33 protein-coding genes, 1 pseudogene and 1 riboswitch are annotated in these 26,597 nt (G+C 36.8%); of the genes and pseudogenes, 30 read left to right on the top strand and 4 right to left on the bottom strand.

Features of this window, described 5'->3' with window-relative positions; all coding sequences use genetic code 11:
• Positions 1 to 41: 41 nt before the first annotated feature.
• Entirely contained in the window at positions 42 to 218 is a 177-nt protein-coding gene (locus EC501_RS18480; protein WP_174232636.1) for a hypothetical protein, read from the bottom strand.
• A gap of 369 nt (positions 219 to 587) precedes the next feature.
• On the opposite strand from EC501_RS18480, the pseudogene EC501_RS18775 reads away from it, so the two are divergent.
• A pseudogene (locus EC501_RS18775) lies at positions 588 to 674 on the top strand (YjcZ family sporulation protein); the annotation flags it as partial.
• A 150-nt stretch (positions 675 to 824) separates the two neighbouring features.
• Here the strand turns inward: EC501_RS18775 and EC501_RS02750 are convergent.
• Both EC501_RS02750 and EC501_RS02745 read right to left on the bottom strand, forming a co-directional pair.
• A complete protein-coding gene (locus EC501_RS02750; RefSeq protein ID WP_122970754.1) occupies positions 825 to 1,256 on the bottom strand; it encodes a GNAT family N-acetyltransferase in 432 nt (143 codons plus the stop codon).
• 143 nt (positions 1,257 to 1,399) lie between these two features.
• Positions 1,400 to 2,317: an EamA family transporter gene (locus EC501_RS02745; protein ID WP_122970753.1), complete on the bottom strand. Its 918-nt coding sequence runs from the start codon at positions 2,315 to 2,317 to the stop codon at positions 1,400 to 1,402.
• A 117-nt stretch (positions 2,318 to 2,434) separates the two neighbouring features.
• On the opposite strand from EC501_RS02745, the gene EC501_RS02740 reads away from it, so the two are divergent.
• From EC501_RS02740 to EC501_RS02610, 28 genes are all read left to right on the top strand, one after another.
• Entirely contained in the window at positions 2,435 to 3,319 is an 885-nt protein-coding gene (locus EC501_RS02740) for an AraC family transcriptional regulator (protein WP_122970752.1), read from the top strand.
• Positions 3,320 to 3,456: 137 nt separating this feature from the next.
• Positions 3,457 to 4,650 carry a class I SAM-dependent rRNA methyltransferase gene (locus EC501_RS02735; protein ID WP_122970751.1) on the top strand — a complete coding sequence of 398 codons (1,194 nt, stop codon included), beginning with the start codon at positions 3,457 to 3,459 and terminating at the stop codon, positions 4,648 to 4,650.
• A 12-nt stretch (positions 4,651 to 4,662) separates the two neighbouring features.
• Complete coding sequence (locus EC501_RS02730) at positions 4,663 to 4,851, top strand: hypothetical protein (RefSeq protein WP_122970750.1); 189 nt, start codon at positions 4,663 to 4,665, stop codon at positions 4,849 to 4,851.
• A 440-nt stretch (positions 4,852 to 5,291) separates the two neighbouring features.
• The gene (locus EC501_RS02725; protein WP_122970749.1) at positions 5,292 to 5,561 is read left to right on the top strand and encodes a CD3324 family protein; all 270 of its coding nucleotides are present in this window, start codon (positions 5,292 to 5,294) and stop codon (positions 5,559 to 5,561) included.
• A 139-nt stretch (positions 5,562 to 5,700) separates the two neighbouring features.
• Positions 5,701 to 6,351, top strand: coding sequence for a FusB/FusC family EF-G-binding protein (locus EC501_RS02720; RefSeq protein ID WP_122970748.1), 651 nt, complete (start codon positions 5,701 to 5,703; stop codon positions 6,349 to 6,351).
• 341 nt (positions 6,352 to 6,692) lie between these two features.
• Positions 6,693 to 7,835, top strand: a complete 1,143-nt coding sequence (locus tag EC501_RS02715) for an acyl-CoA dehydrogenase family protein (RefSeq protein WP_122970747.1) — start codon at positions 6,693 to 6,695, stop codon at positions 7,833 to 7,835.
• Positions 7,832 to 8,884, top strand: coding sequence for an acyl-CoA dehydrogenase family protein (locus EC501_RS02710; protein WP_122970746.1), 1,053 nt, complete (start codon positions 7,832 to 7,834; stop codon positions 8,882 to 8,884). Before EC501_RS02715 ends, EC501_RS02710 begins: the two co-directional genes overlap by 4 nt.
• An 11-nt stretch (positions 8,885 to 8,895) precedes the next feature.
• Positions 8,896 to 9,702 carry an enoyl-CoA hydratase/isomerase family protein gene (locus EC501_RS02705; RefSeq protein WP_122970745.1) on the top strand — a complete coding sequence of 269 codons (807 nt, stop codon included), beginning with the start codon at positions 8,896 to 8,898 and terminating at the stop codon, positions 9,700 to 9,702.
• A gap of 21 nt (positions 9,703 to 9,723) precedes the next feature.
• Positions 9,724 to 10,683 (top strand): TAXI family TRAP transporter solute-binding subunit, encoded by a 960-nt coding sequence (locus EC501_RS02700; RefSeq protein ID WP_158599662.1) that lies wholly within the window; start codon positions 9,724 to 9,726, stop codon positions 10,681 to 10,683.
• A gap of 11 nt (positions 10,684 to 10,694) precedes the next feature.
• On the top strand, positions 10,695 to 12,650 hold the full coding sequence (locus tag EC501_RS02695; RefSeq protein ID WP_122970743.1) for a TRAP transporter permease: 1,956 nt from the start codon (positions 10,695 to 10,697) through the stop codon (positions 12,648 to 12,650).
• 12 nt (positions 12,651 to 12,662) lie between these two features.
• Complete coding sequence (locus tag EC501_RS02690; RefSeq protein ID WP_122970742.1) at positions 12,663 to 13,802, top strand: CaiB/BaiF CoA transferase family protein; 1,140 nt, start codon at positions 12,663 to 12,665, stop codon at positions 13,800 to 13,802.
• 65 nt (positions 13,803 to 13,867) lie between these two features.
• Complete coding sequence (locus EC501_RS02685; RefSeq protein ID WP_122970741.1) at positions 13,868 to 14,638, top strand: IclR family transcriptional regulator; 771 nt, start codon at positions 13,868 to 13,870, stop codon at positions 14,636 to 14,638.
• Positions 14,639 to 14,825: 187 nt separating this feature from the next.
• Positions 14,826 to 15,185, top strand: a complete 360-nt coding sequence (locus tag EC501_RS02680; RefSeq protein WP_318241020.1) for a DUF4275 family protein — start codon at positions 14,826 to 14,828, stop codon at positions 15,183 to 15,185.
• Positions 15,186 to 15,319: 134 nt separating this feature from the next.
• Positions 15,320 to 15,547 carry a hypothetical protein gene (locus EC501_RS02675; RefSeq protein WP_122970740.1) on the top strand — a complete coding sequence of 76 codons (228 nt, stop codon included), beginning with the start codon at positions 15,320 to 15,322 and terminating at the stop codon, positions 15,545 to 15,547.
• 66 nt (positions 15,548 to 15,613) lie between these two features.
• On the top strand, positions 15,614 to 15,799 hold the full coding sequence (locus EC501_RS18620; RefSeq protein ID WP_225230205.1) for a hypothetical protein: 186 nt from the start codon (positions 15,614 to 15,616) through the stop codon (positions 15,797 to 15,799).
• A 79-nt stretch (positions 15,800 to 15,878) separates the two neighbouring features.
• On the top strand, positions 15,879 to 16,202 hold the full coding sequence (locus tag EC501_RS18615) for a hypothetical protein (RefSeq protein ID WP_225230204.1): 324 nt from the start codon (positions 15,879 to 15,881) through the stop codon (positions 16,200 to 16,202).
• A gap of 4 nt (positions 16,203 to 16,206) precedes the next feature.
• Positions 16,207 to 16,632, top strand: coding sequence for an NUDIX hydrolase (locus tag EC501_RS02665; RefSeq protein WP_241559260.1), 426 nt, complete (start codon positions 16,207 to 16,209; stop codon positions 16,630 to 16,632).
• 41 nt (positions 16,633 to 16,673) lie between these two features.
• The gene (locus EC501_RS02660; protein WP_122970738.1) at positions 16,674 to 16,952 is read left to right on the top strand and encodes a hypothetical protein; all 279 of its coding nucleotides are present in this window, start codon (positions 16,674 to 16,676) and stop codon (positions 16,950 to 16,952) included.
• A gap of 124 nt (positions 16,953 to 17,076) precedes the next feature.
• Complete coding sequence (locus tag EC501_RS02655; protein ID WP_122970737.1) at positions 17,077 to 17,580, top strand: GNAT family N-acetyltransferase; 504 nt, start codon at positions 17,077 to 17,079, stop codon at positions 17,578 to 17,580.
• A 124-nt stretch (positions 17,581 to 17,704) separates the two neighbouring features.
• Positions 17,705 to 18,205: a GNAT family N-acetyltransferase gene (locus EC501_RS02650; protein ID WP_122970736.1), complete on the top strand. Its 501-nt coding sequence runs from the start codon at positions 17,705 to 17,707 to the stop codon at positions 18,203 to 18,205.
• A 32-nt stretch (positions 18,206 to 18,237) separates the two neighbouring features.
• Entirely contained in the window at positions 18,238 to 18,606 is a 369-nt protein-coding gene (locus tag EC501_RS02645) for a DUF1801 domain-containing protein (RefSeq protein ID WP_122970735.1), read from the top strand.
• A gap of 394 nt (positions 18,607 to 19,000) precedes the next feature.
• Positions 19,001 to 19,093, top strand: a riboswitch (cyclic di-GMP riboswitch).
• 147 nt (positions 19,094 to 19,240) lie between these two features.
• Positions 19,241 to 19,942 carry a DUF6531 domain-containing protein gene (locus EC501_RS02640; protein WP_122970734.1) on the top strand — a complete coding sequence of 234 codons (702 nt, stop codon included), beginning with the start codon at positions 19,241 to 19,243 and terminating at the stop codon, positions 19,940 to 19,942.
• Entirely contained in the window at positions 19,839 to 20,993 is a 1,155-nt protein-coding gene (locus EC501_RS02635; protein WP_122970733.1) for an RHS repeat-associated core domain-containing protein, read from the top strand. Before EC501_RS02640 ends, EC501_RS02635 begins: the two co-directional genes overlap by 104 nt.
• Positions 20,994 to 21,265: 272 nt before the next feature.
• Entirely contained in the window at positions 21,266 to 21,481 is a 216-nt protein-coding gene (locus EC501_RS02630) for a hypothetical protein (protein WP_122970732.1), read from the top strand.
• Positions 21,482 to 21,666: 185 nt separating this feature from the next.
• Positions 21,667 to 22,659, top strand: coding sequence for an NADPH:quinone oxidoreductase family protein (locus EC501_RS02625; RefSeq protein WP_122970731.1), 993 nt, complete (start codon positions 21,667 to 21,669; stop codon positions 22,657 to 22,659).
• Between the two features lie 68 nt (positions 22,660 to 22,727).
• On the top strand, positions 22,728 to 23,126 hold the full coding sequence (locus EC501_RS02620; RefSeq protein ID WP_122970793.1) for a hotdog fold thioesterase: 399 nt from the start codon (positions 22,728 to 22,730) through the stop codon (positions 23,124 to 23,126).
• A gap of 185 nt (positions 23,127 to 23,311) precedes the next feature.
• Positions 23,312 to 23,575, top strand: a complete 264-nt coding sequence (locus EC501_RS02615) for a metal-sensitive transcriptional regulator (protein WP_122970730.1) — start codon at positions 23,312 to 23,314, stop codon at positions 23,573 to 23,575.
• 73 nt (positions 23,576 to 23,648) lie between these two features.
• Positions 23,649 to 24,773, top strand: a complete 1,125-nt coding sequence (locus EC501_RS02610; protein WP_122970729.1) for an NADH-dependent flavin oxidoreductase — start codon at positions 23,649 to 23,651, stop codon at positions 24,771 to 24,773.
• A 104-nt stretch (positions 24,774 to 24,877) separates the two neighbouring features.
• On the opposite strand, the gene EC501_RS02605 is transcribed toward EC501_RS02610, so the two are convergent.
• On the bottom strand, positions 24,878 to 25,687 hold the full coding sequence (locus tag EC501_RS02605) for a helix-turn-helix transcriptional regulator (protein ID WP_122970728.1): 810 nt from the start codon (positions 25,685 to 25,687) through the stop codon (positions 24,878 to 24,880).
• Between the two features lie 195 nt (positions 25,688 to 25,882).
• On the opposite strand from EC501_RS02605, the gene EC501_RS02600 reads away from it, so the two are divergent.
• Positions 25,883 to 26,596 (top strand): DUF5058 family protein, encoded by a 714-nt coding sequence (locus EC501_RS02600; protein ID WP_122970727.1) that lies wholly within the window; start codon positions 25,883 to 25,885, stop codon positions 26,594 to 26,596.
• The last annotated feature ends 1 nt before the right edge of the window (position 26,597 follow it).

Below are 26,597 nucleotides of genomic sequence, written 5' to 3'. Positions count from 1 at the left end.
CGTAAGAGTAGCCAGATTTTTTTTAAAATTAATGAAGTATATTATAAATTTTCATTTTGTTGTTTAATTTCGTCCGCACCGATTGAAATATTCACAGCCTCATACTCTTTATGCTTATTTACCGAGTTTTTAATGGCATTTTCTAAATTGGAATTCGTTTCAATCGTAATTTCCTTCTTTTTTGGTGCCGTTGTAGGGTAATTATCCTTCTTTTCCAAGTCGTATCACTCCTTTACAAAAGTTTTTGCTGGAGTAGATGAACTTATACATATGAGTAAGGAGACTAACGATTTTACTAGGATGAAAATAATAAAAAATGAATTCTACGAAATGATCTTTGTGGCGTTCACAACCCATTCACAACAAAAAAATTTATAAAAAATTTTTGGAACTCCACTTTTGTACACTATCACCTTCAAAACAAACCATAAAATATGGTGGTAAAGGAGGTGAATGGTATGGGTTGTGGTAATAACGTAGGAGGAGCTTATGATTACTGTAACGATTATGGTAATGTAGGAGGAGCTTATGACTACTGTAATGATTATGGTAATGTAGGAGGAGCTTATGACGATAGAGGCAATAAAAAGGAATTTGTGTTAATCGTTGTACTGTTTATCCTATTAATCATTGTAGGTGCTCATTTTGCTAAAAAGAAACATGATGATTGCTAATTTAATGACGAAATAGGTAGATTGATTTGCCATCTCATTATACCTATTCAACAAATCCCTTCTTAAAAATGTATTTTCCTTTATAAAGCACTCAATATAAGACAGCTAAAGACGAAAGACACCTAAAGAAAAATTTAGGTGTCTTTTTTATTAGAATTTTTTTGTCATTAGGACATGAGGAATGCCATCCTCCATAAAGACATCAGAAGCTGTTTCATAACCTAGCTTATGATAAAACCCTTCTGCATGGGTTTGGCCATGTAATTTTACTTTATCGACACCGTTTTCCTTTGCTATTTCTTCTAACACTTTCACAATCACTTTCCCTAAACCGTATTTACGGTAAGGTTCTAAAATGCAGATTCGCTCTAACTTCCCATAACTATCAACGAAACGAACTCGTCCTGTTCCAACAGGTTGCTCATTATAATAAACTAATATGTGTTTGCATGGGGCATCTAAAGTATCAAATTCGTCAAACTCTTCTGATAGAGGAACACCTTGCTCCTTTACAAATACTTCTTTTCTAATGTCAAAGGCAATTGATAAATCCTCTTCAGTTAATATTCTTTTTGATTCCATTTCTTTTTCAACCCTTTCTTCATAAACAAGTCATCATACAATCTATATTGAATGAATTTTGTTGTAAATTCAACAAAATTTCTTGAACTGTTTAAAAGTAAAGGGATAATACCGTGTTTATCGGTACTATCCCTTAAATCCCCTTATGTGGCCTCGCGATTGTCTGAAGATTTTCCTTTATTCATTGCAAGTATAACGATCATGATCATAATAAACAGAGTACCGAGCCATTGATAAATGCCAAAGGGTTCCTTTAACCAAAAGACCGTTGTTAAAACAGCAGCTAATGGCTCTACACTACCTAAAAGACTAGATTCTTTAGGGGCTAGGCTTTGTAAGCTTTCAATATAAAACCAAAAGGCAATCATTGTCCCGAAAATAATAACGAAAACTAAATATAAATAAGTGTCCAACGTAAAGTTGCTCAAGTTAATTTGCCAAGGCGGGTGGATAAGACTTAAAGCAATCCCTCCGATGATCATTGCCCACCCGACGATAACGAGGGAATCAAATTGCTTTAGTAAAGGAATCGCGTATAACGTATAAAAGGCTAAAGCAACACCAGATAAAAATCCCCAAATAATTGCTAGAGGAGGGACGGATAATTGGGAAAGGGAACCATTAGTTAATAAGAAAAAACAACCGAGAAGTGCTAAGGAAACGGTTAACATATCTCCCCGCGTCAATATGCTTTGTTTACGGAGTAGTAAATAAATAATAATCATAACGGGCGCTAAATATTGCAATAAAGTTGCAACAGCAGCATTGCCATGTTCAATCGATGCCATATATGTATATTGAACGCCGAGCATTCCAATTAACCCGAAAATCACTAATGGAATTGCTACTCTACGATTTTTCCAAACACGAAATATTTGGGAGCGATCCTTTGTAAAATACTGTACTCCTAACAGTAATACACCTGCTATTAGTAATCGGGTTGTTACAAGCCAATCTACATCAATAGCATATTGTTGAAAAAGCTTTTTGGAAACCGTCCCGCCAATTCCCCAAAATACCGCTCCAATTAGTACAAGAACGATTCCTTTTTGTCGATTCATCGATATTGCCACCTTCAAATATAAAAATAGTGTGATAACATTTTCTATAATAATGAAAAAATATACGAAATAATATATAGATTGAACTTAAAAATATAAGGATATTGAGGTGGTAAAATGCAAATTAAAAATTTTACCGTGGACGAAAGTTTAAAAGAGTTAACCGAACATCGTACCGTCGTGTTACCGATGGCATGTTATGAAACGACGATTAACGATAATATTAATGGATTTATACCGCTTCATTGGCATGAAGAATTTCAGTTCGTTGTCGTTATAAAAGGGGAAGCTATGTTTCAAATAAATGAAGATAAAATCATTGTTCGGGAAGGGGAAGGGATTTTTATCAATACTGGTTGTTTACACATGGCAAAAGATCAAAAGGGTACGGGTTGTGTTTATATTTGTTTAAACGTTTCACCAAGTTTCGTATTGTCCCATGAACTTTATGCCCATTTTGTAGACCCATATATTCATGCAACAAATATTCCTTATTTACGGCTGTCTCCAAAGGAGTTATGGGCATATCAAATTTTACAATCAATCAAGGAAATTTCGGGGATTATTAAAGAAAAGGCCACCTATTATGAAATAGATATTAGCATGCAGTTAACATCCATATGGAAAAATTTAATTAAAAACGGTGTACCGTTAGAGTACGAACAGAAGGAAGCGTTAAAAAATGAGCGGATGAAGGAAATGCTCAATTGGATTCATCAACATTATGCAGAAAAAATTTTATTGGAAGATATTGCGCAAGCTGGTCATTTAAGTCGCTCTGAATGTTGTCGCTACTTCAAACGTTATTTAAAGAAAACGCCTTTGAGTTACGTAACCGATTATCGGATTCAGAAAAGCTTCATTCTACTTCAACAATCGCACCTTAATGTTACAGACGTAGCCTATCTAGTAGGCTTCAATAGTACAAGCTACTTCATTGAACAATTTAAAAAATCTATGAAAATAACACCGCTAGCCTATAAGAAGATGAAAACGAATTGAACTATGTTTGAAATAGGATGGGCAATACAATTAAAAAAGTGAAGTAGTAACTTATTTTGAATGGTCACCACTCTTTTTTCGCTTATTAGGATGAAAAGTGGCATAATGTATAGATTAAACATAAAAAGGATGACTAAATGAGACAGTTAAGAGAAGTACGATTACAATCTAAAGCAATTAAAGATATTACAAATGGTTATCCTTTAATTTTAAAAGATGCGATTGAACCTTCCACAAGTGAGATGGACGAGGGAAGTTTATTACACTTAGTTGATAAAAATGGTGGTTATATTGCAACAGGGTATTACGGTATGCAAAATAAAGGCATTGGCTGGGTCTTAACCCGAAAGGAAAAGGAACAAATTGATAAAAAGTTTTTTGCCAAAAAGATAAGTGAAGCGGTAGCTAAACGGGCAAACCTTTATACATCAGAAGATACAACTGCCTTCCGTGTTTTTAATGGTGAAGGGGATGGAATTGGTGGTTTAACAATCGATTTCTTCAACGGTTTTTATATGGTGAGCTGGTATAGTGAAGGAATTTATTCGTTTAAAGAGGACATCTATCAAGCCCTTGATGAAGTAGTCAATACGCGTGGAGTTTATGAAAAATTACGGTTTCATACAAATGGCCAATATGTGGGACAAGATGATTACGTGTCAGGGGAAAAAGGTGAATTTCCATTAATTATTTTGGAAAATAAGATGAAGTATGCGGTAGATTTAAATGATGGTGCCATGACAGGAATTTTCTTAGATCAGCGGAATGTTCGAAAAGCTTTGCATGATCACTCTAATGGGAAAACCGTGCTGAATACTTTTTCTTATACGGGTGCCTTTTCTGTAGCGGCAGCACTTGGTGGTTCGTTAGGAACAACAAGTGTAGACTTGGCGAAACGTAGCTTACCAAAAACGATTGAGCAATTCCAGGTGAATGATATCAATCATGAATCCCAGGACATTAAAGTCATGAATGTCTTTGATTACTTTAGTTATGCAGCACGTCATCAGTTGAAATTTGATATTGTCGTATTGGATCCGCCAAGCTTTGCCCGTACGAAAAAAATGACGTTCAGTACGGCAAAGGATTATCCTAAGCTATTAAAAGATGCGTTGGACATTACAAATGAAGGCGGTACGATTATTGCATCAACGAATAACGCAAGCTTTAATATGAAAAAGTTTAAAACATTTATTGATAAAGCGTTCAAGGAAAAAAATACTCGCTACAAAATTATAGAAGAGTATCAGTTGCCAGAGGATTTTACGGTACCACATAACTTTCCTGAATTTAATTATTTAAAAGTTGTCATTATAAAAGTAATGAACTAAGGATGTGAAAATGTGAAATATAATAAAAAGGCAATGACGAAATTGATTAACCAACACCGGGAACTGCATAATGAGTTAAAGAAAATAAAAGTAGAAATGGGCCTAGAGAAAAACTTAGCAATAAAAACGCTATTTCACTCAATGGTCGCTGATAATGGCCCATATATGAAGGAATATCAAGAATTAGAACGTATGCAATAATAAAACCCTCTGTTTCAGTTAAACAATGAAACAGGGGGGTTTTTTAGGGAAATATAAAATTTTAAAAGAAATCTACTCATACAAGTATTTATACTTTATTTATTTTTGTTGTAACGCCTTACTTGCGACTCATAGTAAGTTAATATTAGATACTACGCTATAGCAAGTAGTTTTAAAGTAATTGCCTCTATTCACTTGCATGTAAGGAAAACAATTCAATAATAGGGTAGCTTCGGATATAATGATGAATTAAAGGGGGTGCTTACTGATGGGGAATCATAAACGATTTTCTAGTACTTCTTCCACTCATGCAAAGCCTATTATTGGAAAGGCGATACTTTGCATGGGGCGAAACATTTAATTTATCGCTTTATAAGCTTTTCTAATATGCTGGCTTTGCACCTTATTTTTTCCAAAATTGAAATAAGGGGCGAGCAATATTGAAGTATACGAACGCAAACAAAATTTTACCTGAAAAGCTCATTAACGAAATTCAAAAATATGTCCAAGGAGAAACCATTTATATTCCAAAGCAAGAAACGGAGTATGAGAAATGGGGAGCTCGAAGTGGAGGAAGGCGGTTACTTGATCGCCGTAATGCTGCTATTCGAAATGCTTTTATTAGCGGCAGCAGTATTCAACAATTGGCAGAGGAATATTATCTTTCCATTGAAACGATTAAAAAAATTGTGTATTCACATAAAAAGTAAATGAACGGCACTGGTGAAAAGTAATTCATCAGTGCCGTTTTATGTAAAAAACGTTTCTAAATGATTTTTTCCATATAACTACTTTACGGTTCTGTTTAAAATAAATGGAAAGATAGTATAAGTGATTGGAGAAATACAAATGACTGAAAAATTTATTAAAAATGAACAGTTAAACTTTATAAAAAAGCAAATTACATTTATTAAGGACAGCAAGAACAAGAATGTTCCAAAAAATGTATTAGCAACTGTAATCGACCTAGCGAATGATAAAATCATGGATTTATTTCCCCATTTATCAGATGAACAAAGTGAAATGCTCGACGTTTCCAAACTGAAAACAGAATCGGACTATGAACAATACATTCAGCATCTTTCGGAATATTTGCTTCCATTCCCAATAATGACGGAGCAGCAATTAAAAAAAATGTTCCCAAAACAAAAAAAATTAAAGTTGCCGGATTTATCGAATATCGATCATCGTCAGCTAACCTATTTAAGCTGGAACGACTTAAGATCCAATAGAAAAATAATCATCTATGAATTAGAAGGGAAAATGGTTGGTATTGAATGCGAATTTTCATCGACTACTAAAAAAAATCTTTGTTCCTTCTGTAATTGTTTTGGTGAAGTTTCCCAAATTTCTACGGTAACGAAAACGAAGAAAACAAAAAATCCAGATTATTATCGATCAATTGGCAACTATATTTGTGCCGATGGTAGTGAATGTAATAAAAAAATGACGAATGTAGATTATTTAGAGGGCTTTTTAAAAGACTCACTAGGAATATAACTATTTTCACAATCAGGAAATGGTGTCTGATGCAGGCATCATTTTTTATTTTGCTCTTTCGTTAATAAAAAATTTTTTCATTTTTTTAATATAAGGAAATTTTAACTTTTAGATTGAATTATCTCTCCGATATCCAAAATCGTTTTGAACATAATGAATCGAACAGTTATTTCTAAATATTAAATAGCTTGTACATCAGACATAAAAATTCTCTATTTTACAATAAAAATTCTGTTTTAATCAATTTATTTGTTGAAAACGGTTTGACTATAATATTCAGAAAATATAAAATATTAATATATAGTAACAGTTACCGCAAATGCGTAAAGGGGTGTGTTGTTTTGAAATTACCAACGGTTCAATTTACAAAAGAACAGGAGAGGTTTCGGGAAGAGGTTCGTGCTTTCCTACAAGACGAGTTGAGTAAGGGGACATTTCAAACGAAATGCGATTCCTGGTTAAGTGGCTGTGATGCCAATTTTTCGAAGCTAGTGGCAGAAAAAGGATGGATCGGCATGACGTGGCCTAAAAAATATGGGGGTGGGGAGCGTAGTTCGATTGATCGCTATATTTTAACGGAAGAATTTTTAGCCTTTGGAGCTCCCGTTGCGGCCCATTGGTTTGCAGATCGCCAAACGGGTCCTCTTTTATTACGATTCGGTACAGAAGAACAAAGAAATTTCTTCTTGCCTAAAATTGTAAAAGGGGAATGCTTCTTTGCGATTGGGCTTAGTGAACCGAATAGTGGTTCTGATTTAGCGTCCGTGAAAACGAGAGCTGAAAAAGTAGAAGGTGGCTGGGTTGTGAATGGTGCCAAGACGTGGAGCAGTAATGCCCAACATGCCCACTATATGGTGACCCTCGTTCGTACAGAACCTGTTTCCGAGAAGAAGCATTCCGGTCTTAGCCAATTAATTATCGATTTAAATTCTGAAGGAGTAACAATTTCACCTATTCGTTATTTGACTGGGGAACATCATTTTAATGATGTATTTTTTGATAACGTGTTTGTGCCGGATGAAATGGTTGTCGGAACGTTAGGAAATGGTTGGGCACAAGGTTTAGCTGAACTAGCATATGAACGAAGTGGCCCAGAAAGGATATTAAGTACCTTCCCATTATTAAATGAAGCAATTGAAGAATTAAAACGACAGCACAATCTAGAAGGTTTAGCGGAAGCTTCTAAACTAGTAGCTGAATTATGGAGCTTGCGTAATTTATCCATCGGAGTAGCCAAAGTGCTCGAAGAAGGCGGGGAAGTAATGGTACCTGCAGCCCTTGTTAAAAGTATTGGAACGAAATTTGAACAAAAAGTTCCTGAAGTCGTTCGTCTTTTAATGGATGTTTATCCACAACTACAAGCGGAACAGAAAATGAATAGATTCCTAGCAGAGTCTATTCTTCATGCACCAGGCTTTACAATCCGTGGTGGAACATCAGAAGTACTATACGGCATTATCGCGAAAGGAGTGATTGCAGGATGAGCGAAATGAAAGACATGATTGTCGATGTTGTTGAAAAAATACTCAATGATAAGGTTGAAAAGGAAATGGTCGATCTTTTAGAAGAAAATACGTGGCCCCAACATATATGGGACATTATGTTGGAGAATGAGCTGCAACAAGTAGCTGTTCGAGAAGAGCATGGCGGAGCTGGAGGAGATTATGAAGATCTATTTCATTTATACCGATTAATGGGGAAATATGCAGCTCCTATTCCTTTTGTTGAGCATACTTTTGCCAATGTCGTACAGGAAAATGCCAATATTCACCCAATGAATGAATTAACGACAGTCCATTTACACGCAAACCCTTTAGCCATCGTAAACGGAAAAGTTTCAGGAGCCCTACACTATGTTCCGTGGGCGAGATATGCGAAGAAACTTGTAACTTTAGCTTCAGAGCAAGGAACAGAGTTTATCGTATTGCTAGATTTAAAGGATGCTCAAATAAAACATGAAATGAACGTTGCAGCAGAACCACGGGACCATGTTACCTTTACCGATGCAGCTGTTGTAACATGCCAATCTATTACACAAGAACAATTTACGTTCCTTCAAAAATTACAGACGATTGCTACCATTTGTAAAATGACTGGTGCGATAGATCGGGCATTTGAATTATCAGTCCAATTTAGTAAAGAGCGGGAACAGTTTGGTCGTCCGATTCATCGTTTTCAATTAGTTCAGCAACATTTAGCTACTTTAGCTGGAGAACAGGCGTTAACGGCAGCGGCGATGGAAAACGTCATCGCTCTATTACAACAAGGGGAAGTCCATGATGAAGTAGCCTTTGCCAGATTAAAAATAGAAGACTCCAGTCGAATCGTTGCTACTTCAGCCCACCAAGTACATGCCGCGTTAGGTGTTACCCATGAACACCGATTACATCACTATACACGCCGATTATGGGCATGGCGTGACGAAGATTACACAGGCCGTTTTTGGAAAAAAGAACTGGCGAATAAATGGTTACAATCGTCAGCAACTTTATGGGAACAGTTAACAACGAAGAAACAAATGGAACATATTTAAGGGGGATGCATATGCCGGATTTATTATTTGAAGTAAAGGACTCTATTGCCACGATTACGTTAAACCGGCCTGAAAGCTACAATGCCTTCAGTGAAGAAATGATTGTAAACTGGATAGCGGCATTAGAAGAAATAAGGGATCGGGATGAAATTCGAGTTGTCCTGCTAAAGGGGAATGGCAAATCCTTTTGTGCTGGCGGGGATGTTAAAGCGATGGTTGCCGGTAAAGGGTTCTATGAAAGTAAAGAGGATACGACTTCTACAGCCCTTGCTCGAAAGAACTCCCTTTGGAAAAAAATACAACGAATCCCGTTGCTTTTAGAGGAGATTGATAAGCCGGTCATTTGCCAAATGCATGGATATGCTATGGGGGCTGGTCTCGATATGGCCTTAATGTGCGATATTCGAATTGCTGCAGAATCTGCTAAGTTTGCAGAAAGTTATATTAATGTAGGGATTGTGCCAGGAGATGGAGGCGCTTACTTTTTACCGAAACTAGTCGGAATCGATCAGGCGTTGGATATGTTATGGACGGCGCGAATCCTAACGGCGGAGGAAGCAAAAGAAAAAGGATTGGTCACTTTTGTTGTACCAGATGGGGAACTGGACACATTTGTGCAATCTTATGTGGAAAAGTTAAGTAAAGGTCCACAGGAAGCGATTCGAATTATTAAACGGGCGATTTATCAAAGCCAGACGATGAGTCTACGATCTTCATTAGACTATATTTCTTCTAAAATGGGAATCGTAACGGAATTGCCAGATCATAAAGAAGGGGTTAATGCAGTGTTGGAAAAACGCAAAGCTGTCTTTAAATAAGCAGTTAAAGGGGAAATGGGGATGAAACGTAACCTTTTCGTAACGGTACTGTTATGTCTAGGTCTTTTAATGGGGTGTCAAAGTAATGTGGAACGGTATGGGGAGCCGCTTATTTTCACAACAGGTACAACAACAGGGGTATTTTATTCCTTAGGGGCAGGTCTTTCAACATTATGGACAAAAGAGATGGAACAGCTTGTTGCTTCCCAAGCATCGAATGGCAGTGTGGAAAATTTAAATTTAATGAGCAAAGGGGAAGCCAATTTAGCATTCACTACAGTGAATATTGCCTATGATGCATATAACGGGGAAGGTTCCTTTAAAGGAAAACAATACGATGGAGTTCGAATTTTAGCCAATCTTTACCCGAACGTCAGTCATATTGTAGTAGTTGATGATGAAGATATTCAATCCATTGAAGATTTGAAGGGGAAAAGTTTTGTTTTTGGTGCTGCCGGTAGCTCTACTGAATTAGAATCGAAGCTTGTTCTTGAAGCCCATGGTGTAAGCATTGATGATGTGAATGCCAATTATGTCGGGTTTACGGAAGCGACGGATTTAATCAGAAACGGTCAAGTCGATGGGGTAAATATTTATTCTGGGGTACCTGCAGCGGCAACGACCGAATTAATTTCAACAATTGATTCGAAGGTGCTCAGTTTTTCACCTGATGCCATCGATCAATTGGTAAAAGATTACCCGTGGAACTTTGAGTATGTCATTGAAGCAAATACGTACGATAAACAGCCAGAACCGATTACGACGGTTGGTCAATATAGCACGATTGTAATTGACGAAAGTGTTTCAGAAGATGCTGCCTATCGACTGACAAAGCTACTATGGGAAAATGTTGATGAACTAAAGAAATCCTATAGTATTGCAAATCAGTTTGATCCTCAAAAAGCAATTGAAGGTACTGCGGGTGTACCGCTTCATCCAGGGGCTGAAAAATACTATAAAGAAATTGGCATATTGGAATAGGGGGGATTCAAATGACTACGAAGGATCTAACAAATCATGATATGCAAGAGTTAATGGATTTGGAGAAGAAAAATTTAAACTCACGAAAGTATATCGGTATTTTTGGAAAGGGTATCGTAATAGTCGCAATCATTTGGACTCTATTCCAATTATATATGAGTAGTTTCGGTGTCATGGATGCAGTCAAGTTCCGAGCTTGGCATTTAGGTTTTCTTCTATTATTTAGTTTTGTCTTTTATCCGGCTACTAAAAAGAGTGTAGGATCACGGAAGCTACCGACGATCTTTGATCTTCTATGTATTGGATTATCTATATTAGTAATTTTCTATTTCCTGTTTACTTACGATGCTTTTGTACGAAGTGGTGGGGAAAATTCCACATTGGATATTTTTATCGGCGGGATCGCATTACTTCTATTATTTGAAGCAAGCCGTCGTGTTGTTGGAAAGGGATTGACGATAATCGCCCTATTCTTCTTGGCATACAATTTTTTTGGTGCTTATATACCTGGCATATTAGGGCACTATGGATTTAGTTTAGAGCGTGTCATCAATATTATGTATTGGGGAGGTCAAGGGGTATTTGGAACAGCACTAGGCGTTTCGGCGACATACATTTTTGTTTTTGTATTGTTCGGTGCTTTTCTAAAAAACAGTGGTTTTTCCGATTTCATTAACGATTTAGCTTTGACAGTTGCAGGTAGAACAGCAGGTGGCCCTGCAAAGGTAGCCGTTTTTGCAAGCGCTTTAATGGCAACCGTTAGTGGTAGCGCGGTAAGTAATGTCGTAACGACAGGTACGGTTACGATCCCTATGATGAAAAAAGCGGGCTATTCAAAGAAATTTGCCGGTGCAGTGGAAGCCGTTGCATCTACGGGCGGGTTAATTGCGCCACCTGTTATGGGGGCAGCGGCCTTTATTATGGCGGAATATCTCGGGGTACCGTATTCCGTTGTTTTACTGGCGGCCATCATCCCAGCTATCCTCTATTATTTAACGTTGTTTATGATCGTCCATTTTGAAGCGAAGAAGATGGGCTTATCAGGGATTTCCAAAGAAAATTTACCTGAAGCAAAAAAGGTGTTAAAAGAAGGCGGTCATCTTTTTATCCCTTTACTCATTCTCCTAGTGATGTTATTTGCAGGATTTTCTCCTTTGTACGCGGCAATCTTCTCGTTACTTTCTGTCGTTCCAGCTGCAGCCATTCGAAAAAGTACACGTATGAGTTTCCAACTCGTACTAGATTCGATTGTTGAAGGGGTAAAAGGTGTTATTAATGTTGGGATTGCCTGCGCCATTGTAGGGGTTGTTATTGCGACGATTACGTTAACAAGTGCCGGCTTAATAATAGGTAATAATATTCTAGGGTTTGCAGGTGAAAGCGTGCTTCTAGCTGCGTTACTGACAGCATTTATTAGTATCGTCTTAGGTATGGGGGTACCAGCAACAGCGGCCTATATTATCGTTGCGACGATTTCTGTTCCTATTTTAACGAAACTAGGTGTAGCGCCAATTGCTGCCCATATGTTTGCCTTCTATTTCGCAGCCCTATCAAGTATTACGCCTCCAGTTGCATTAGCATCCTATGCAGCAGCGGGAATTGCAGGGGAATCGGCGAATAAAGTGTCCGTTGAATCTGTTCGGTTAGGGTTAATCGGATTTATCGTTCCGTTCTTCTTTATATTCAATCCAACATTATTATTAACGGGTGGTACAGTAACCGAATATTTATTTGCAGCTATTACAGCAATAGTTGGTGGAGTCGTGCTAGCGGCGGGACTTAAAGGCTTTATGTTTAGAAAAACATTTTTAATCGAAAGAGTGTTACTTATCGTAGCAGGGATTAGTTTGATGGATACAACATTACTCGTCAATATCATTGCTTTAGTCGCTGTAGGCTGTATCGTAGCTACCCAACTTCTAATGAAGGAAAAGGCGAACCCTGTTACGACATTAATTGAAGAGTAAGGAGGGTGAAGTATGCGCCCATTAGACGGAATTCGTGTGTTAGATTTATCAAGGGTTTATGCGGCACCTGCCGGGTCTATGTTATTGGCAGATTTAGGGGCAGAGGTCATCCGAATTGAACATCCCGATGGTTCAGATAGCATGCGGGATTGGGGGCCATTTGTGAATGACCAAAGTACGTACTATCTTTGTGCCAATCGAAATAAAAAATCAATTGTATTAAATTTAAAAAAACAAGAAGATAAAGAGAAATTTTTATCTTTCGTTGCAGATGCGGATGTCGTATTAGAAAATTTTAAAACGGGCGATATGGCACGAATGGGGTTAAGTTACGAAGTATTAAAGAAAGTGAACCCTCGAATTATTTATTGTGCTGTAACGGGTTTTGGTCAAACTGGCCCCCTTGCGAATGAGCCGGGCTTCGATCCAGTAATTCAAGCAATGAGTGGTTTAATGGATGTAACCGGGGATGCGGAAGGGGAAGCGACAAAAGTCGGTGTACCTATATCAGATATTTTAACTTCTAATTATGTAGCGATAGGGATTTTAGCAGCGTTACGCTTACGGGATCAAACAAATGTAGGCCAGTTTATTGATTTGGCTCTCCTTGATGTTCAATTAAGTAGCCTTGCCAATGTATCCAGTGCTTATTTAAATGCCCATTTTGTTTCAAAACGATTAGGCAATAAACATAACAATGTTGCACCATATCAAGTATTCCCTTGCGCGGATGGACCGTTAATGTTTTGTATCGGTACAGATGCCCAATTTAAAAAGTTTTGTCATATGATCGGTCGTAAAGAATGGGCAGAAGATCCACGTTTTAAAACAAATACATTAAGAAAACAAAATGAACAAGAGTTGACGGAACTTCTACAAGAAATTACTGTTTCAAAGTCGAGGGATGAATGGTTAAGCTTATTGCAACAACATAAAATTCCTGGTGGTCGAGTTAATACAATAGAAGAAGCTTTGGAACAGCCTCAAGTAAAAGCAAGGAACTTAATCGGAGAATTGGAACATCCGGTATACGGAAAGGTGAAATTCGTTAAAAATCCATTACAACATTCAAGTTTAAACATTTCCTATGATCAAGCTCCTCCACTATTAGGAGAACATACGTCGGAATATTTAAATTCTTTGAAAGTGTAATGTTTGAATTCACTTAACAATGGGGAATAGGTTTTGTTATGATGGTTGTGCAAGGGGGAGCTTTTATGGATCAAACGACTTTTGAAAGAAATTATTTAATGAATACAGTTCAAAAAACGGTCCTTATTTTAAGAGCCTTTACAAGGGAAGAACCAAAGCTATCATTAACGGATCTTCATAAAAAAACAGGTATTGGCCTCTCAAGCTTACAACGATTTGTAGCGACACTCGTACATGAAGGGTTTCTCATAAAAGATGAAAAAACCAAACAATATCAGCTTGGCTTATCTCTATTTTATTTAGGAAAATTAGTCGAGCAGGAATCTACTATTCTCGCTATAGCAGAACCTATTTTAAAATCATTAAGTGAAAAAATAGGCGAAAGTGTTTCTATGAGCATTCTAGACGGGGATCAGCGAAGATGCATTTTGAATTACGAGAGTATTCATCAATTAACAGCGAGAAACCATGTTGGAGATACATCCCCTTTATATGCTGGGGCTTCAGCAAAGGCCATTCTTGCCTATCTACCCCAACATGAAATCGATGATTATTTGAATCGGGTAAAAAGGGTTCCGATTACCGATAATACAATAACGAATCGCGATAAACTTTTAGAGGACTTAGTAACAATTCGTAAGCTAGGCTATGTCCAAACTGAAAGTGAACGAATTATAGGGGCTTGTTCTGTAAGTGTCCCTATTATTTCTCATAGTAGACCAATCGCATCTATTGCCATTATTGTTCCGGATGTTCGATTTAACAATGAGGATACAGAAATGTATAGAGACTTCCTTTTCAATGCAAAAAGGGAGATTGAAAAGCATCTTTCATAAGTGGAATTTTTTACTGTTTTGAAAAAAGCTTGGCAAGTCGAATGCCGAGCTTTTTCTAATGAATTTTTTCAACACCATTGAACAACTCAGTGTAAAATCGTAGTGTGAATTAGATTTTAGGAGAATTAAAAAATATGCATTTTAAACAAGAATTAAAAGTTTTAGAACTTCCAAAATGGGGTCCATATTGCGCAAGACATGGGAAAATGAATTTGCCAACCATTTATCAAAGGAAGAAAAGGAAGAGATTCATTTAAATAGTTTCTTATGGCATTTATGTAGCTGGGAAGCTGTTGATTGTGCAATGAAAGAAGAGGCTATTAAACTTTTTAATAAAGAAGCTAAAAGGAAATGTACAATCTTTTATCAATTTGTAGATGAATCTTATTTAGTAGAAAACGGGAAAGGTCTACTTATTCAAGATTTACCGTATGACCAATACCATATGGACTACGGCGATATTTACGTAATGGATTGGGAACGAAATTGGACATTCATGATGACCCATGAAGAACTATGCGGACCTTATTTCATTTCGAAAATATGAAGGTTCTCTTACTTTAGGGGAGAGCCTTCTTTATGTTCTTCTATCAATTTCATGGGGAAACAAGGCTTTTTGGAAATGTTTGTAGAATATTAAAGTAAAGTTAAGGGGAATTTTGGATAGATGGAGGGGGTAAATTGGTACTTTTATGGCAACTTTCACTATTTATTTCAATGGTTACTTTAATATTAGGAATCGAAAAAAAGTCTTGGATACTTCTATTAATTAGCACAATCACTTTCTTACCAATTGCTTACTATTTTTCGGGTGCGAATGATGTTTGGAAATTTGTAGGGATTACGCCAATTATATTACTTATTTTAACTATATTAATGTGGTTTATCAAAAAGAAAACATGGGTGTAATAAGCTAGAAGGCTCGGCATTTTAATTGTATCAAATAAAGGCGTTACCATTTTTGGAGGTGCTAGTATGTCCCAATATGTTTACCATATGGTTCCAAAAGATATGCAAGGAGATCGACTGATTCCATTAAATGTGTTAGGAACAACTTATCCCCACTTGTATGAGCAATATACAAAAAAATATTTTGACCATCCTGACCGACCAAATCTACTCAAAAGACAAGTTCCTAAATTACATTGCTTTATGGAATGATGTGCTTCATTTCCTACCTATGCATCCTTTTCATGTGTATGATGCACTCACTAAGTTAGAAATCAAGAAAAAGGAAAATTTGCTTTTCTTCAAAATTCCAGTGGAACGACTCCAACCGAATCAAAATGCTCTCTATCTCTACTCTAAGGAAAATTTTAAAGGGCCAGCAGAAGAATTTGATGAACAGGACTTCCTGCTGCTCGATATTGCCGAATATAAAGAAATGAGAAAAATTCCTTCTGAAACAGTGGAATATTATAATGCTGGAAAAAAGAATGGAAAACCTTTTGGAATGTTTCACTTCATTCCCCATGTATTAAGTTTAGGGGAAATAGATGTGACGAATGTAGAAATCATTTCGTGGAATCAGGAGGAGGTCTCTGCCAATGTAGATGGCCATTGAAGAGTTGCCTAACGATAAACCGATTGCGGGCGTACATTGTGTTCCGATAACAGATGATGGGTTAGTTGTAATGGCTTGGGACAAGGAAGAACAGATTCTCACAACAATCGGTGGAAGAATAGAAGGGAACGAAAGCTTTGAAGAAGCGTTGGAGCGAGAAGCGATGGAAGAAGTAGGGATGACGATATCAAATGAAAAAATTCCTTTTGCCTCATGGTACTGGGAATCGACTGACACATATACGATTTGGTATTTGGTAAAAGTACAACAATTTTTGCCTTATACATTTGAAAATGAAAAAACAGGATATGTTCTATTGAACTTTAACACGGCAAAACAAATGATTACAAAGCTTGAAACGAACTTTGAGAAACGAATTCAAATACTAGATTTAGCTTATAAAAAAGCGATACAATTGGAATGGTTATAAAAACTTAGTCATCAAGACATGTTAAAGGAGCGCGTTTTTAGTTGCTTATTGCCATTTGTATTTTAGTATTAGCAATTATTTTGGCTGTATATTTCAGTCGGAATAAATCGGCAAAACGAAAATTTACTGTTTGGGGTATTACAACCATCGTCTTTGTCGCACCGTTATTATCATGGATATTAGGGATATTATTCGGTATGAATAAAGGGGACGGCTTCGTCGGAATGACGGTGATGGTCTATGGATTTGTCTTCCTTATGGTCATCGGATTTATTTTACTGTATTATGGAATTTTTAAAAGAGAACGACCAAAATTTTAAGAGGCGTTTCTACCATTTGTAGAGGCGTTTTTTTTATAGAGATGGTGAGCAAAAACTTTCTATTGTATTTGGAGATAATGAGCATTAACATGAAAATAAAACTTGGCTAAAAAGGAGTGGTTGGATGTCACAAGAAATAGCTTTTCGAGACGCAACACTAGAAGATTTACCGAGAATTGTTGAAATATATAACTCTACCATTCCTGGTAGAATGGTAACGGCAGATACAGAACCTGTAACAGTCGAAGATCGATTAAAGTGGTTCCACGAACATTCACCATCAAAAAGACCGTTATGGGTAGTAGAGCTAGATGGTCAAATTTGTGGATGGGTTAGCCTTCAAGATTTTTATGGAAGACCCGCCTATAGTGCAACGGTAGAAGTAAGTATTTATTTAGATGAAAATTTTAGAGGGCATGGTCTCGGGAAAAAAGTGTTAACGAAAGTAATTGAATCCGCTCCAAATTATGGAGTGGAGACGATACTAGGATTTATTTTCGGTCACAATGAACCAAGCCTCCGCCTATTTACTAGTTTTGGTTTTGAAAAGTGGGCGTTATTACCAGAGGTTGCTACTTTAGACGGTATCAAAAGAGATTTAATTATATTAGGTAAAAAAGTATCGTAAATCAATTGATTCAACAAAAAGGAATTTAAAGCATGAATTCCTTTTTCTTTTAAGATGAAGGATTTTCGGTTGTAAAGGGAGAAAAGGTTTTATCACAATTTAGTTTTAGTTAAGGGGGATAACATTGATTACTTCCGATAGATTACGATTCCGCAGGTATACGAACGAGGATTTTGATTTTCTCATGTCATTATTATCTGACCCGGATGTTGTTCGCTACATTGGAAATGGGAACGTAAGAGATAAAGAAGGTGGGCAAGAGTTCTTAAATTGGATTTATCGAACATATGAATTCGGTGAATATTATGGCTTAATGGTGTTAGTCAATAAAGAGGATAACAGCTTAATTGGGCATGCTGGATTAGTACCCCAAACGATAGACGGCAAAGAAGAGATCGAAATCGGCTATTGGATTGCCAAACGATATTGGGGAAAAGGCTACGCAACTGAAGCAGCTAAAACGTTATTGGATTATGGTAAAGCGCAATTAAAACTAGAAAGGTTTATTGCCCTTATTCAACCTGCTAATACGGCATCCAAAAAGGTTGCAGAAAAGATTGGAATGACATTAGAAAAGGAAATTGTTTTAAAAGGGCAAGATGTTTATTTATATTCCTTATCCTAAGGATACCTTTCCATATAAAAAGGAGATTCACAATGACTTATAGAGAAAGAACAATGAAGGAAGTGGACGAATGGTTAGAGGGGCTACCCGAAAACATTCAAGAAATGACCCTCGTTTTAAGAAAACTAATTTTAGATGCGTCACCGAAACTGAAGGAAGAGTACAAATGGTCCATGCCGAACTATTCAAACAATGGATTAGTATGTTATTTACAAACGGCGAAAAAACATGTGAACCTCGGTTTCCATCAAGGAATTGAGCTTGAAGAAATGGATGTCCATCACTTACTACAAGGTTCAGGTAAAACTATGAGGCATATACAAATTAAAAAAATGGAAGACATTCAACCGGATCTTTTTACTTCCTTTATTCAGGCAGCCGTTGCAATAAATGAGAAATAGGATAAGTAAGGCGATAATCTTAATTAGATTATCGTTTTTTATTTGACCAAGCGAATACTTGTGCAGTGTAGTCAATGCTAACATTCCTTCAAAACGTTATATGGAATAGATGAAAAATTTCATGAAACAGTGGTCAATCATCCTCATTTACAACTGATCCTTATCCCATGAGATGGGAATAAAATAATATTTTTTGGATTAGAAGCAATCAGTAATGGTGATTGCTTTTTTTATTGCTATTAAACTCCTAATTCAAAATTTTACATCGCAAAATATGTAAAAAAAATGTTGAAAATCAGTTATATTAGACATGAGTAAATATTACTAATTTTGTGAAAAAAAGGTTTATTACTTTTGGTCAATTTAGCATTGTAGTAAAAAATACTTAATTTTAAGGCGCAAGGGGCAAACCTATCGAAAGGTGGGGACGCAAAGCTACAGACCTAAAGTGGGTAAAAAATCCTATCAAGGTGGCTGAGTTACCGTAATATCGATAAACTCCTCTTACTGGTAGCTTGTTTTGTACTGTCTTTTTTCGCTTAGTAATGGAAGGGGTTTATTTTTTTGAAAAAAAAAGGCTTTTTTAGTTTTACTATCTTTTTTACTCGCATTCAGTAGTGTTGGAGCATATTTTGTGTTCCCGACAAAGGAAAAAAATGATAGCCGTAATAGCAATGAGTTATTCACAAATCCGAATAGTTTGCTAGATTTAGTCTCTGAACAAAATACGACTAATGATACTATGGCCAATACATTGACAAGCGCCACGTCCAATCAAACAATAGGAAATAATAGTGAAGCGAATAGTGTTACGCAAGGGCTTCCAAACTTAGTGTCGGGAAATTTAACTGAAAATTCAAATCTCAACCCGTCACAACCAAGAGCTATATCCGAAGAACCTATTTCTGCGGAAACAAAGGAAGAACCACCAGTAAATGTTGAAAATGGGTATCTAGAACTGGAAGAAGTAGATATAAATGTCCCTCAAGTAACCCTTTCCTTAAATCTTACAAGGAACTATTCAAGCAACGATAGTGAATTAGGCTATTTTGGAAAAGGTTGGAACATCCAATCAGACTCTCGATTACAAATGTACACGGAGTTTTCGATCGGAGAGTCACGTTTAGATGGAAGTACGCAAAGCTATGAATTTATTAAAGATGACCCAGAAGCTTATATCACAGAATATGATAACGATAAAATGACAAACTACGAGCTTGATAAAGGGCATTATGAAACAACTGAAAACGGAGATACCCTTACAAGTAATACCTGCTCAAAACAACGTTCAATATACGTACGATGCAGCAGGCAATCGATTAAGTATGAAAAATGACCAAGGAACGATCTATTATACGTACAACGTGATGAATCAACTTCTTTCTGATGGTAATACCGATTATCAATATGATGATAACGGCAATGTAATATCCAAAACATCGGAAGGAAAAACTGTTCAATATACGTACAATGGTGCAAATCAACTAACTTTAGCCGAATTTGAAGATGAAAGTTATACTAGCTATTCCTATGATGGACTAGGTCGTCAAATATACCGTGAGGAAATGTCATGGAAAGATTATGATGGGAACAAAGTAGCTAGCAATAACAACAAAGGTAATAACGGAAAAGGCGAAGAAAAACGAAACGAAAATGCGAACAAAAACAACAATAAAAATAGTAACAATTGCAATCTAGGTAATCCAGGTAATGGAAATGGTCCATTTAATAACCCGGGGCAAGGAAAAAAACTTGGGTTATATAAAAAATGGTTAGAAGAAAATGGTCAAAACAGTATGGACCACATTTATCATAAGAAAACGACCTATTTATATGAAGGATTATCAAACGTTCTTCATAAAGAATACAGTGAAAGTGGTTCTCCTTATGCTGAGTACTATCAAGGACCAGACAATCAAACGGTTTCCCGAAAAATGTTTGGGATGCACGGGTTATCTAATCCATCCCATAATCCGGACCTAAAAACAACGGGTGGTTTGTTATACTATCAGTATGATGGTATACGTAACGTTTCCGCTGTAACAGATCGTTACGGAGATATGATTGAAGAGTATCGATATGATGCCTTTGGTGGAATTTATACAGGTACGACAACACCGTATAACTTCAATAGCTTTACGGGAATGTCTTACGATGGGAAAACCGGATTAGTGAACATGAATGCCCGTTGGTACGACCCATCCATAGGTCGCTTCATGTCGGAAGATACGTATCCTGGTAATATGATGCAAACCCAATCATTGAACCGTTATTCTTATGTCATGAACAATCCGGTAAACTACTGGGATCCAACAGGACATGTGGCGGAAAACTTATATCCAGAAGGCTTATTCCGGAATGGGTACGGAATTATGAATCGAATGTAGTACAAGTAAGCGACAACACATATGATGGATGGTTTCCAAAATATGAAGCACCAACTGTAAGTTAAGGTGAAACAACACTTGCAGATACTACGCAATTTGAACGATACTATCTGCAAACGTATTATCAAGATCGAACAACGACATGGGTATATGAATATAAGCATTACCTAATTACAAATGATATTGAGAGAGTAACATCACAAGAAGATCAAACGTTCCAGGTAACAGATACCCTCTCTTGGACAAAACAAATAAGTGCTGCAGAGATTGCTATGCAAACCCAACAAGAAATTGCCAAATACGGAGCACCACCAAATGCAAGTATACTTCCAGGCAAGCCGATTTTACCTGAGCGATATGTATCAGCCGTAAAAAGGCACATAATGGAGCAATTTAAAACGGCAGAAAGAGTCCAAATCAATATACCTATTCTGAGAAAGGTGCTACTTCCAATTGAACTGGCTATAAAAGTAATAGAACATGATTAACGGTAGTCCTTGTTAATTTAAAGTATAATATAATAATAGGCTTGATATTTCATCTCCCATAGAAGCATAACTTAGCTTAACTGTTCGTTAAGAAGGAGTCTTGCCACTGAATGTGGAATTTGTAAAAGGTGAAATGGTTATTTAGTCTTTGCCTAATAAAGTTGTATTGAAAGGGGTATTTACATATGCAAACATTTGATGCGCTTGTCGTAAATAAACAAGAAGAACAATTTTCTGTAGATGTTCAAAAACTAACAATAAACAATTTACCAGAAGGGGAAGTGTTAATTCAAGTTCACTATTCTGGAGTGAACTATAAAGATAGTCTAGCCTCAATCCCAAATGGGAACATTGTTAAAAACTATCCGTTTGTACCAGGAATTGATTTAGCAGGAGTTGTCGTTTCTTCAGAAGATCCCCGTTTTAAAGAAGGGGACGAGGTTATAGCGACAAGCTATGAAATCGGGGTATCCCATTTTGGAGGTTATAGCGAATATGCCCGTATTCCAGCTAAATGGGTTGTGCCTCTTCCAGATGGGTTAACTTTAAAAAAAGCAATGATTATCGGTACAGCAGGATTTACGGCAGCCTTGTCCGTACAGCGACTACAAGATAACGGTGTTTCTCCTGAAAAAGGAAAAGTGTTAGTGACGGGAGCAACTGGTGGTGTTGGTAGTTTTGCCATTTCGATTCTTTCTAAACTTGGCTTTGAAGTAGAAGCAAGTACAGGGAAAGCATCTGAACAAGACTATTTAACTAGTCTCGGCGCTACTTCTATTGTTCCACGGGAAGAAGTATATGACGGTAAAATTCGAGCGCTAGGTAAACAAAAATGGGCTGCCGCAGTTGACCCTGTTGGTGGAGAACCATTAGCTGCGTTACTTAGCCAAATTCAATACGGTGGGTCAGTCGCAGTTAGTGGCTTAACGGCAGGAGGAAATGTTCCAACTACGGTTTATCCATTCATTCTTCGAGGTGTGAATTTATTAGGGATTGATTCCGTATATTGTGATATGGAAACACGTCTAAAAGTGTGGGAGCGTTTAGCGAATGTTTACCAATCTGAGTGTTTAGAAGAATTTATTCAACAAGAAGTATCTCTTGCCCAACTTCCAGAAGTCTTGCCAACATTGTTAAAAGCTCAAGCAAGAGGAAGAATCCTTGTAAAATTAATTTAGGAGGTTGGAACATGATTGTTTCTCAAGAAGTGTTGGATTTGTATGGTGTGAAAGATGAACATGCGTATATGGAGCGAATTCAATCTCAAGCATTGAATACGCTTATCGAAGCTCTTGATATTCAATATGAAGAATTATCATTAGATCGGGTCGTTATGACAATGCCAGTCGGGCCAAAAACGAGACAACCTGCAGGGATTTTGCATGGAGGCGCATCCGTTGCTTTAGCAGAAACGGCTGCAAGTATTGCTACGGCTATAAATGTTGATTTAACAAAGTACAATCCTGTTGGAATGGAGATCAATGCCAACCATATCCGCAGTAAAAAAGACGGCGTTGTCAAGGCGATTGCAACTCCTTTACATAAAGGACGGACAACGATGGTTTGGGACATTAAAATTGTCGATGAAGATGAGAAACTAATTTGTGTGTCTCGTTGTACGATGGCGGTTGTTAGCAAAAAATAATCATGATGACTTAAGCGTTAATCTTTGAAAAAAGGATTAACGCTTTTTATTCGTGTTAAGAATAGATTTCGTTGGGACAAAAAAGGAATAGAAGTATTCATATATGAATAAGTGGATTTATTTGACAAAGTACCTATCGGGGTATACCATGTGGCTAAAAGTTATCATTAGAGGGAGGGATACAGTTGAATTCCTACGAAGATAAATTGAAAAATCGGGTAAAGCGGATTGAAGGGCAACTTCGGGGCGTTTTGAAAATGATGGAAGAGGGGAAAGATTGTAAGGAAATCATTACACAACTTTCAGCAGTACGTTCTGGGGTGGATCGCACAATTGGTTTAATCGTAAGCTATAACTTAATGGATTGTATCCAGCAAGCTAATGGTGACGAAGAAAAATTGCAAGACTCCGTTCAAGAGGCAGTTAATTTGTTTGTTAAAAGTCGATAATATATAATTTTTTATCATGCTTATGAAGCTTAGATAGCTTTTATAAAATATAGTTTATGGGAGGAACATTACTATGAATAGTAAGTACCAAGATTTATTTACGTCTTATACTTTACCTAATGGTGTGGAATTAAAAAATCGTATCGTCATGGCACCAATGACGAATTACTCAGCAAATCCGGATGGAACTGTATCCGAAGCAGAGGTTAACTACTATGTTCGTCGTTCAAATGGTGTTGGTATGGTTATTACTGCTTGTACATATGTCACACCGAATGGAAAAGGATTTGACGGTGAATTTGCTGGCGATCGAGATGAAATGATTCCGAGTTTCAAACAACTTGCTTCAGCGATTAAAGCAGAAGGAGCAAAGGCGGTATTACAAATTTTCCATGGTGGTCGATTATGCCCTCCAGAATTAGTACCGAATGGAGAGATTGTTAGTGCTAGCGATGTGCCAGCTGAACAGCCAGGAGCCATTTCACCAAGAGCTTTAACAGAAACGGAAATCGAAGAAATTATTGAAGCCTTTGGTGAAACAACACGTCGAGCGATTGAAGCTGGATTTGATGGTGTAGAAATTCACGGAGCAAACGGCTATTTAATTCAACAATTCTTCTCACCCCATAGTAATCGTCGAGAAGACCGCTTTGGAGGCAGTTTAGAAAAACGTATGACATTTCCATTAGCGATTGTGGATAAGGTGAAAAGTGTAGTGGAAAAACATGCAACGTCACCGTTTATCGTTGGTTATCGTTTTTCACCAGAAGAACCGGAAACACCAGGCATTACAATGGCCGATACATTAGCGTTGGTAGATGCTTTAGCTAATAAAGGTCTTGATTATTTACATGTTTCTTTATCGGAATTCTTCTCAACGCCAAGAAGAGGGGTAGAAGATTTAACGAAAACGCGTATCGATTATTTACTTGAAAAAATCGATAATCGAGTTCCTTTAATTGGTGTAGGTTCGATTCATACTGCAGAAGATGCACGAAAAGCCTTTGAAACAGGCGTTCCTCTTATCGCTATAGGCAGAGAACTGATTATTGACCCAGATTGGGTGCAAAAAGTTGCCGAAGGAAGAGAAGATGAAATTGTAACGAAAATTGATAAAAACAATCAAGAACAACTTGTCGTACCTGATCCATTATGGCATCGAATTTTAAATGTTCCAGGTTGGTTCCCAATTGCATAAACGAACGATTAATCAGATCTCTACAATAAGTAGAGGTCTGATTTTTTTATGGAGCTTTTTTGATTTTCACTTTTAGGTAAACAACTAACATTTCCACATTTAGTTTAAACCTCATCAACTAATATTTTCCGATACTCCCCTGGCGTCATATTCGTGAACTTTTTAAAAGTTTTATAGAAATGGGATGAATCATAATAGAGATTTTCATTTAGGTGTTTTTCTATATGAAAATCACCTTTTACAATGTCGTTGATTATATATTGAAAATTCACAAGTTGAAGGAATGTTTTTGGTGGAATGCCTAGCTCTTTTTGAAACAACAGACGTAAATATCGTTCGGAGTAGCCAGTAAATTGTTCTAAATCTTTCACATGCAAATGACCATGGTGAAAGATGATTTTGTTTATACAACTTGCAACGATGGTGGAATAAAGTTGTGAATTACGAGGATGTTTTAAGTAACACTCAAGAAGTTGCATTTGTTCGATAAAAGTATGCTTTTGTAGAAGTAACTCATAAAGAGGGCGTAGATAGGGGGCAACTTCAAATAACGAGAAAGCCTTTTCACTATTAATCTCTTTTAAAGATAGTTGGAAAGGAAATAATTTTTGTAGAGGAAATAGACGGATTCCAAAGTATGTAGAGTATGCACTGAAAGGAAGGAATGTCCGTTTTTTAGGACTTGGAACGAGTAAACATTGCGACTGTATGCCGTCTAGATGAAAAAGGAGATCGATACAACCATTTGGTATGCTCGGGAAAAGAATGTTCTCGTTAATATTTCCTTTCGTTTTGAACTGATAAACAAAGGCTATGGAATTTTGAAATGGAGGAGAAGTTTTCGACATTTGCAAAGATTGTATGTTTTTTTTCCATTCAGGTTGAAGAGGGTTAAACTTGTTTACTAACTTCATAGAATCACCCCAAATAAAAATTTTACTATTATTTTTATATTACCTTTTAGTATTGTTAGAAATATAACATGGATTTCCGATTTTTACAATGTTTAAAATATTCTGTTAACTTAAAATACAAAATAATGAAAGGAGATATTACATGTGGTCAAAAGGAAGAAGGTTATAAAAGTTTAAGTATGAAGGAGGGGTCACGTGGAAAAGGCTTTACAATTAGCGAATAGCTATCCGGTCTGGATATTTGCCGCAATTGTTATAGGGATTGTTATTTTTCAAGCGATTGTATTTATAAGACTTGCTACTAGGACAAGTCAAAATGTTGGAATGACTAAGCAGGAAGTCCAGAGCGCACTTAAAGTAGGGGCGATTAATGCAATCGGTCCAGCGATGGCCAGCTTAATTATTGCCATTTCTTTAATGACATTTCTCGGAAACCCAGTGACTTTCATGAGGTCTGTTGTCATTGGATCTTCAGCTACTGAATCAGCGGGTGCTAATTTAGCTGCTACTGCCTTTGGTACAGAACTTGGCTCTGATGGTTTTAATGAACAAGCCTATACTACAATCGTTTGGACATTGTGTTTAGGTGGATTAGGATGGTTATTAGTAACAGTTTTCTTTACGAAATCCTTAGGTAAAATGCAGGAGAAAATCTCCAGTCAACAAGGAAGTAAACGAGGAAGCTTAATGGCAATTATTTCAAGTGCTGCTATGCTGGGGGTCTTTGGAAACTTTGGAAGTGCTGAGTTATTGAAGGGAGTTACCAATGCTGTTGTTATTATTACCGCAGCTTTGTTCATGTTCATTTTACTGATTATTGCGAATAAGTTTAAGTTGAATTGGTTAAAAGAATGGTCATTAGGATTTTCAATTTTGGCAGCATTGTCAGTCGGATTCTTCATTATATAAG

The sequence above is a fragment of the Lysinibacillus halotolerans genome (assembly GCF_003711845.1).
Classification (GTDB): Bacteria; Bacillota; Bacilli; order Bacillales_A; family Planococcaceae; genus Ureibacillus; species Ureibacillus halotolerans.
This window is presented reverse-complemented; position numbering and strand designations above follow the sequence as displayed.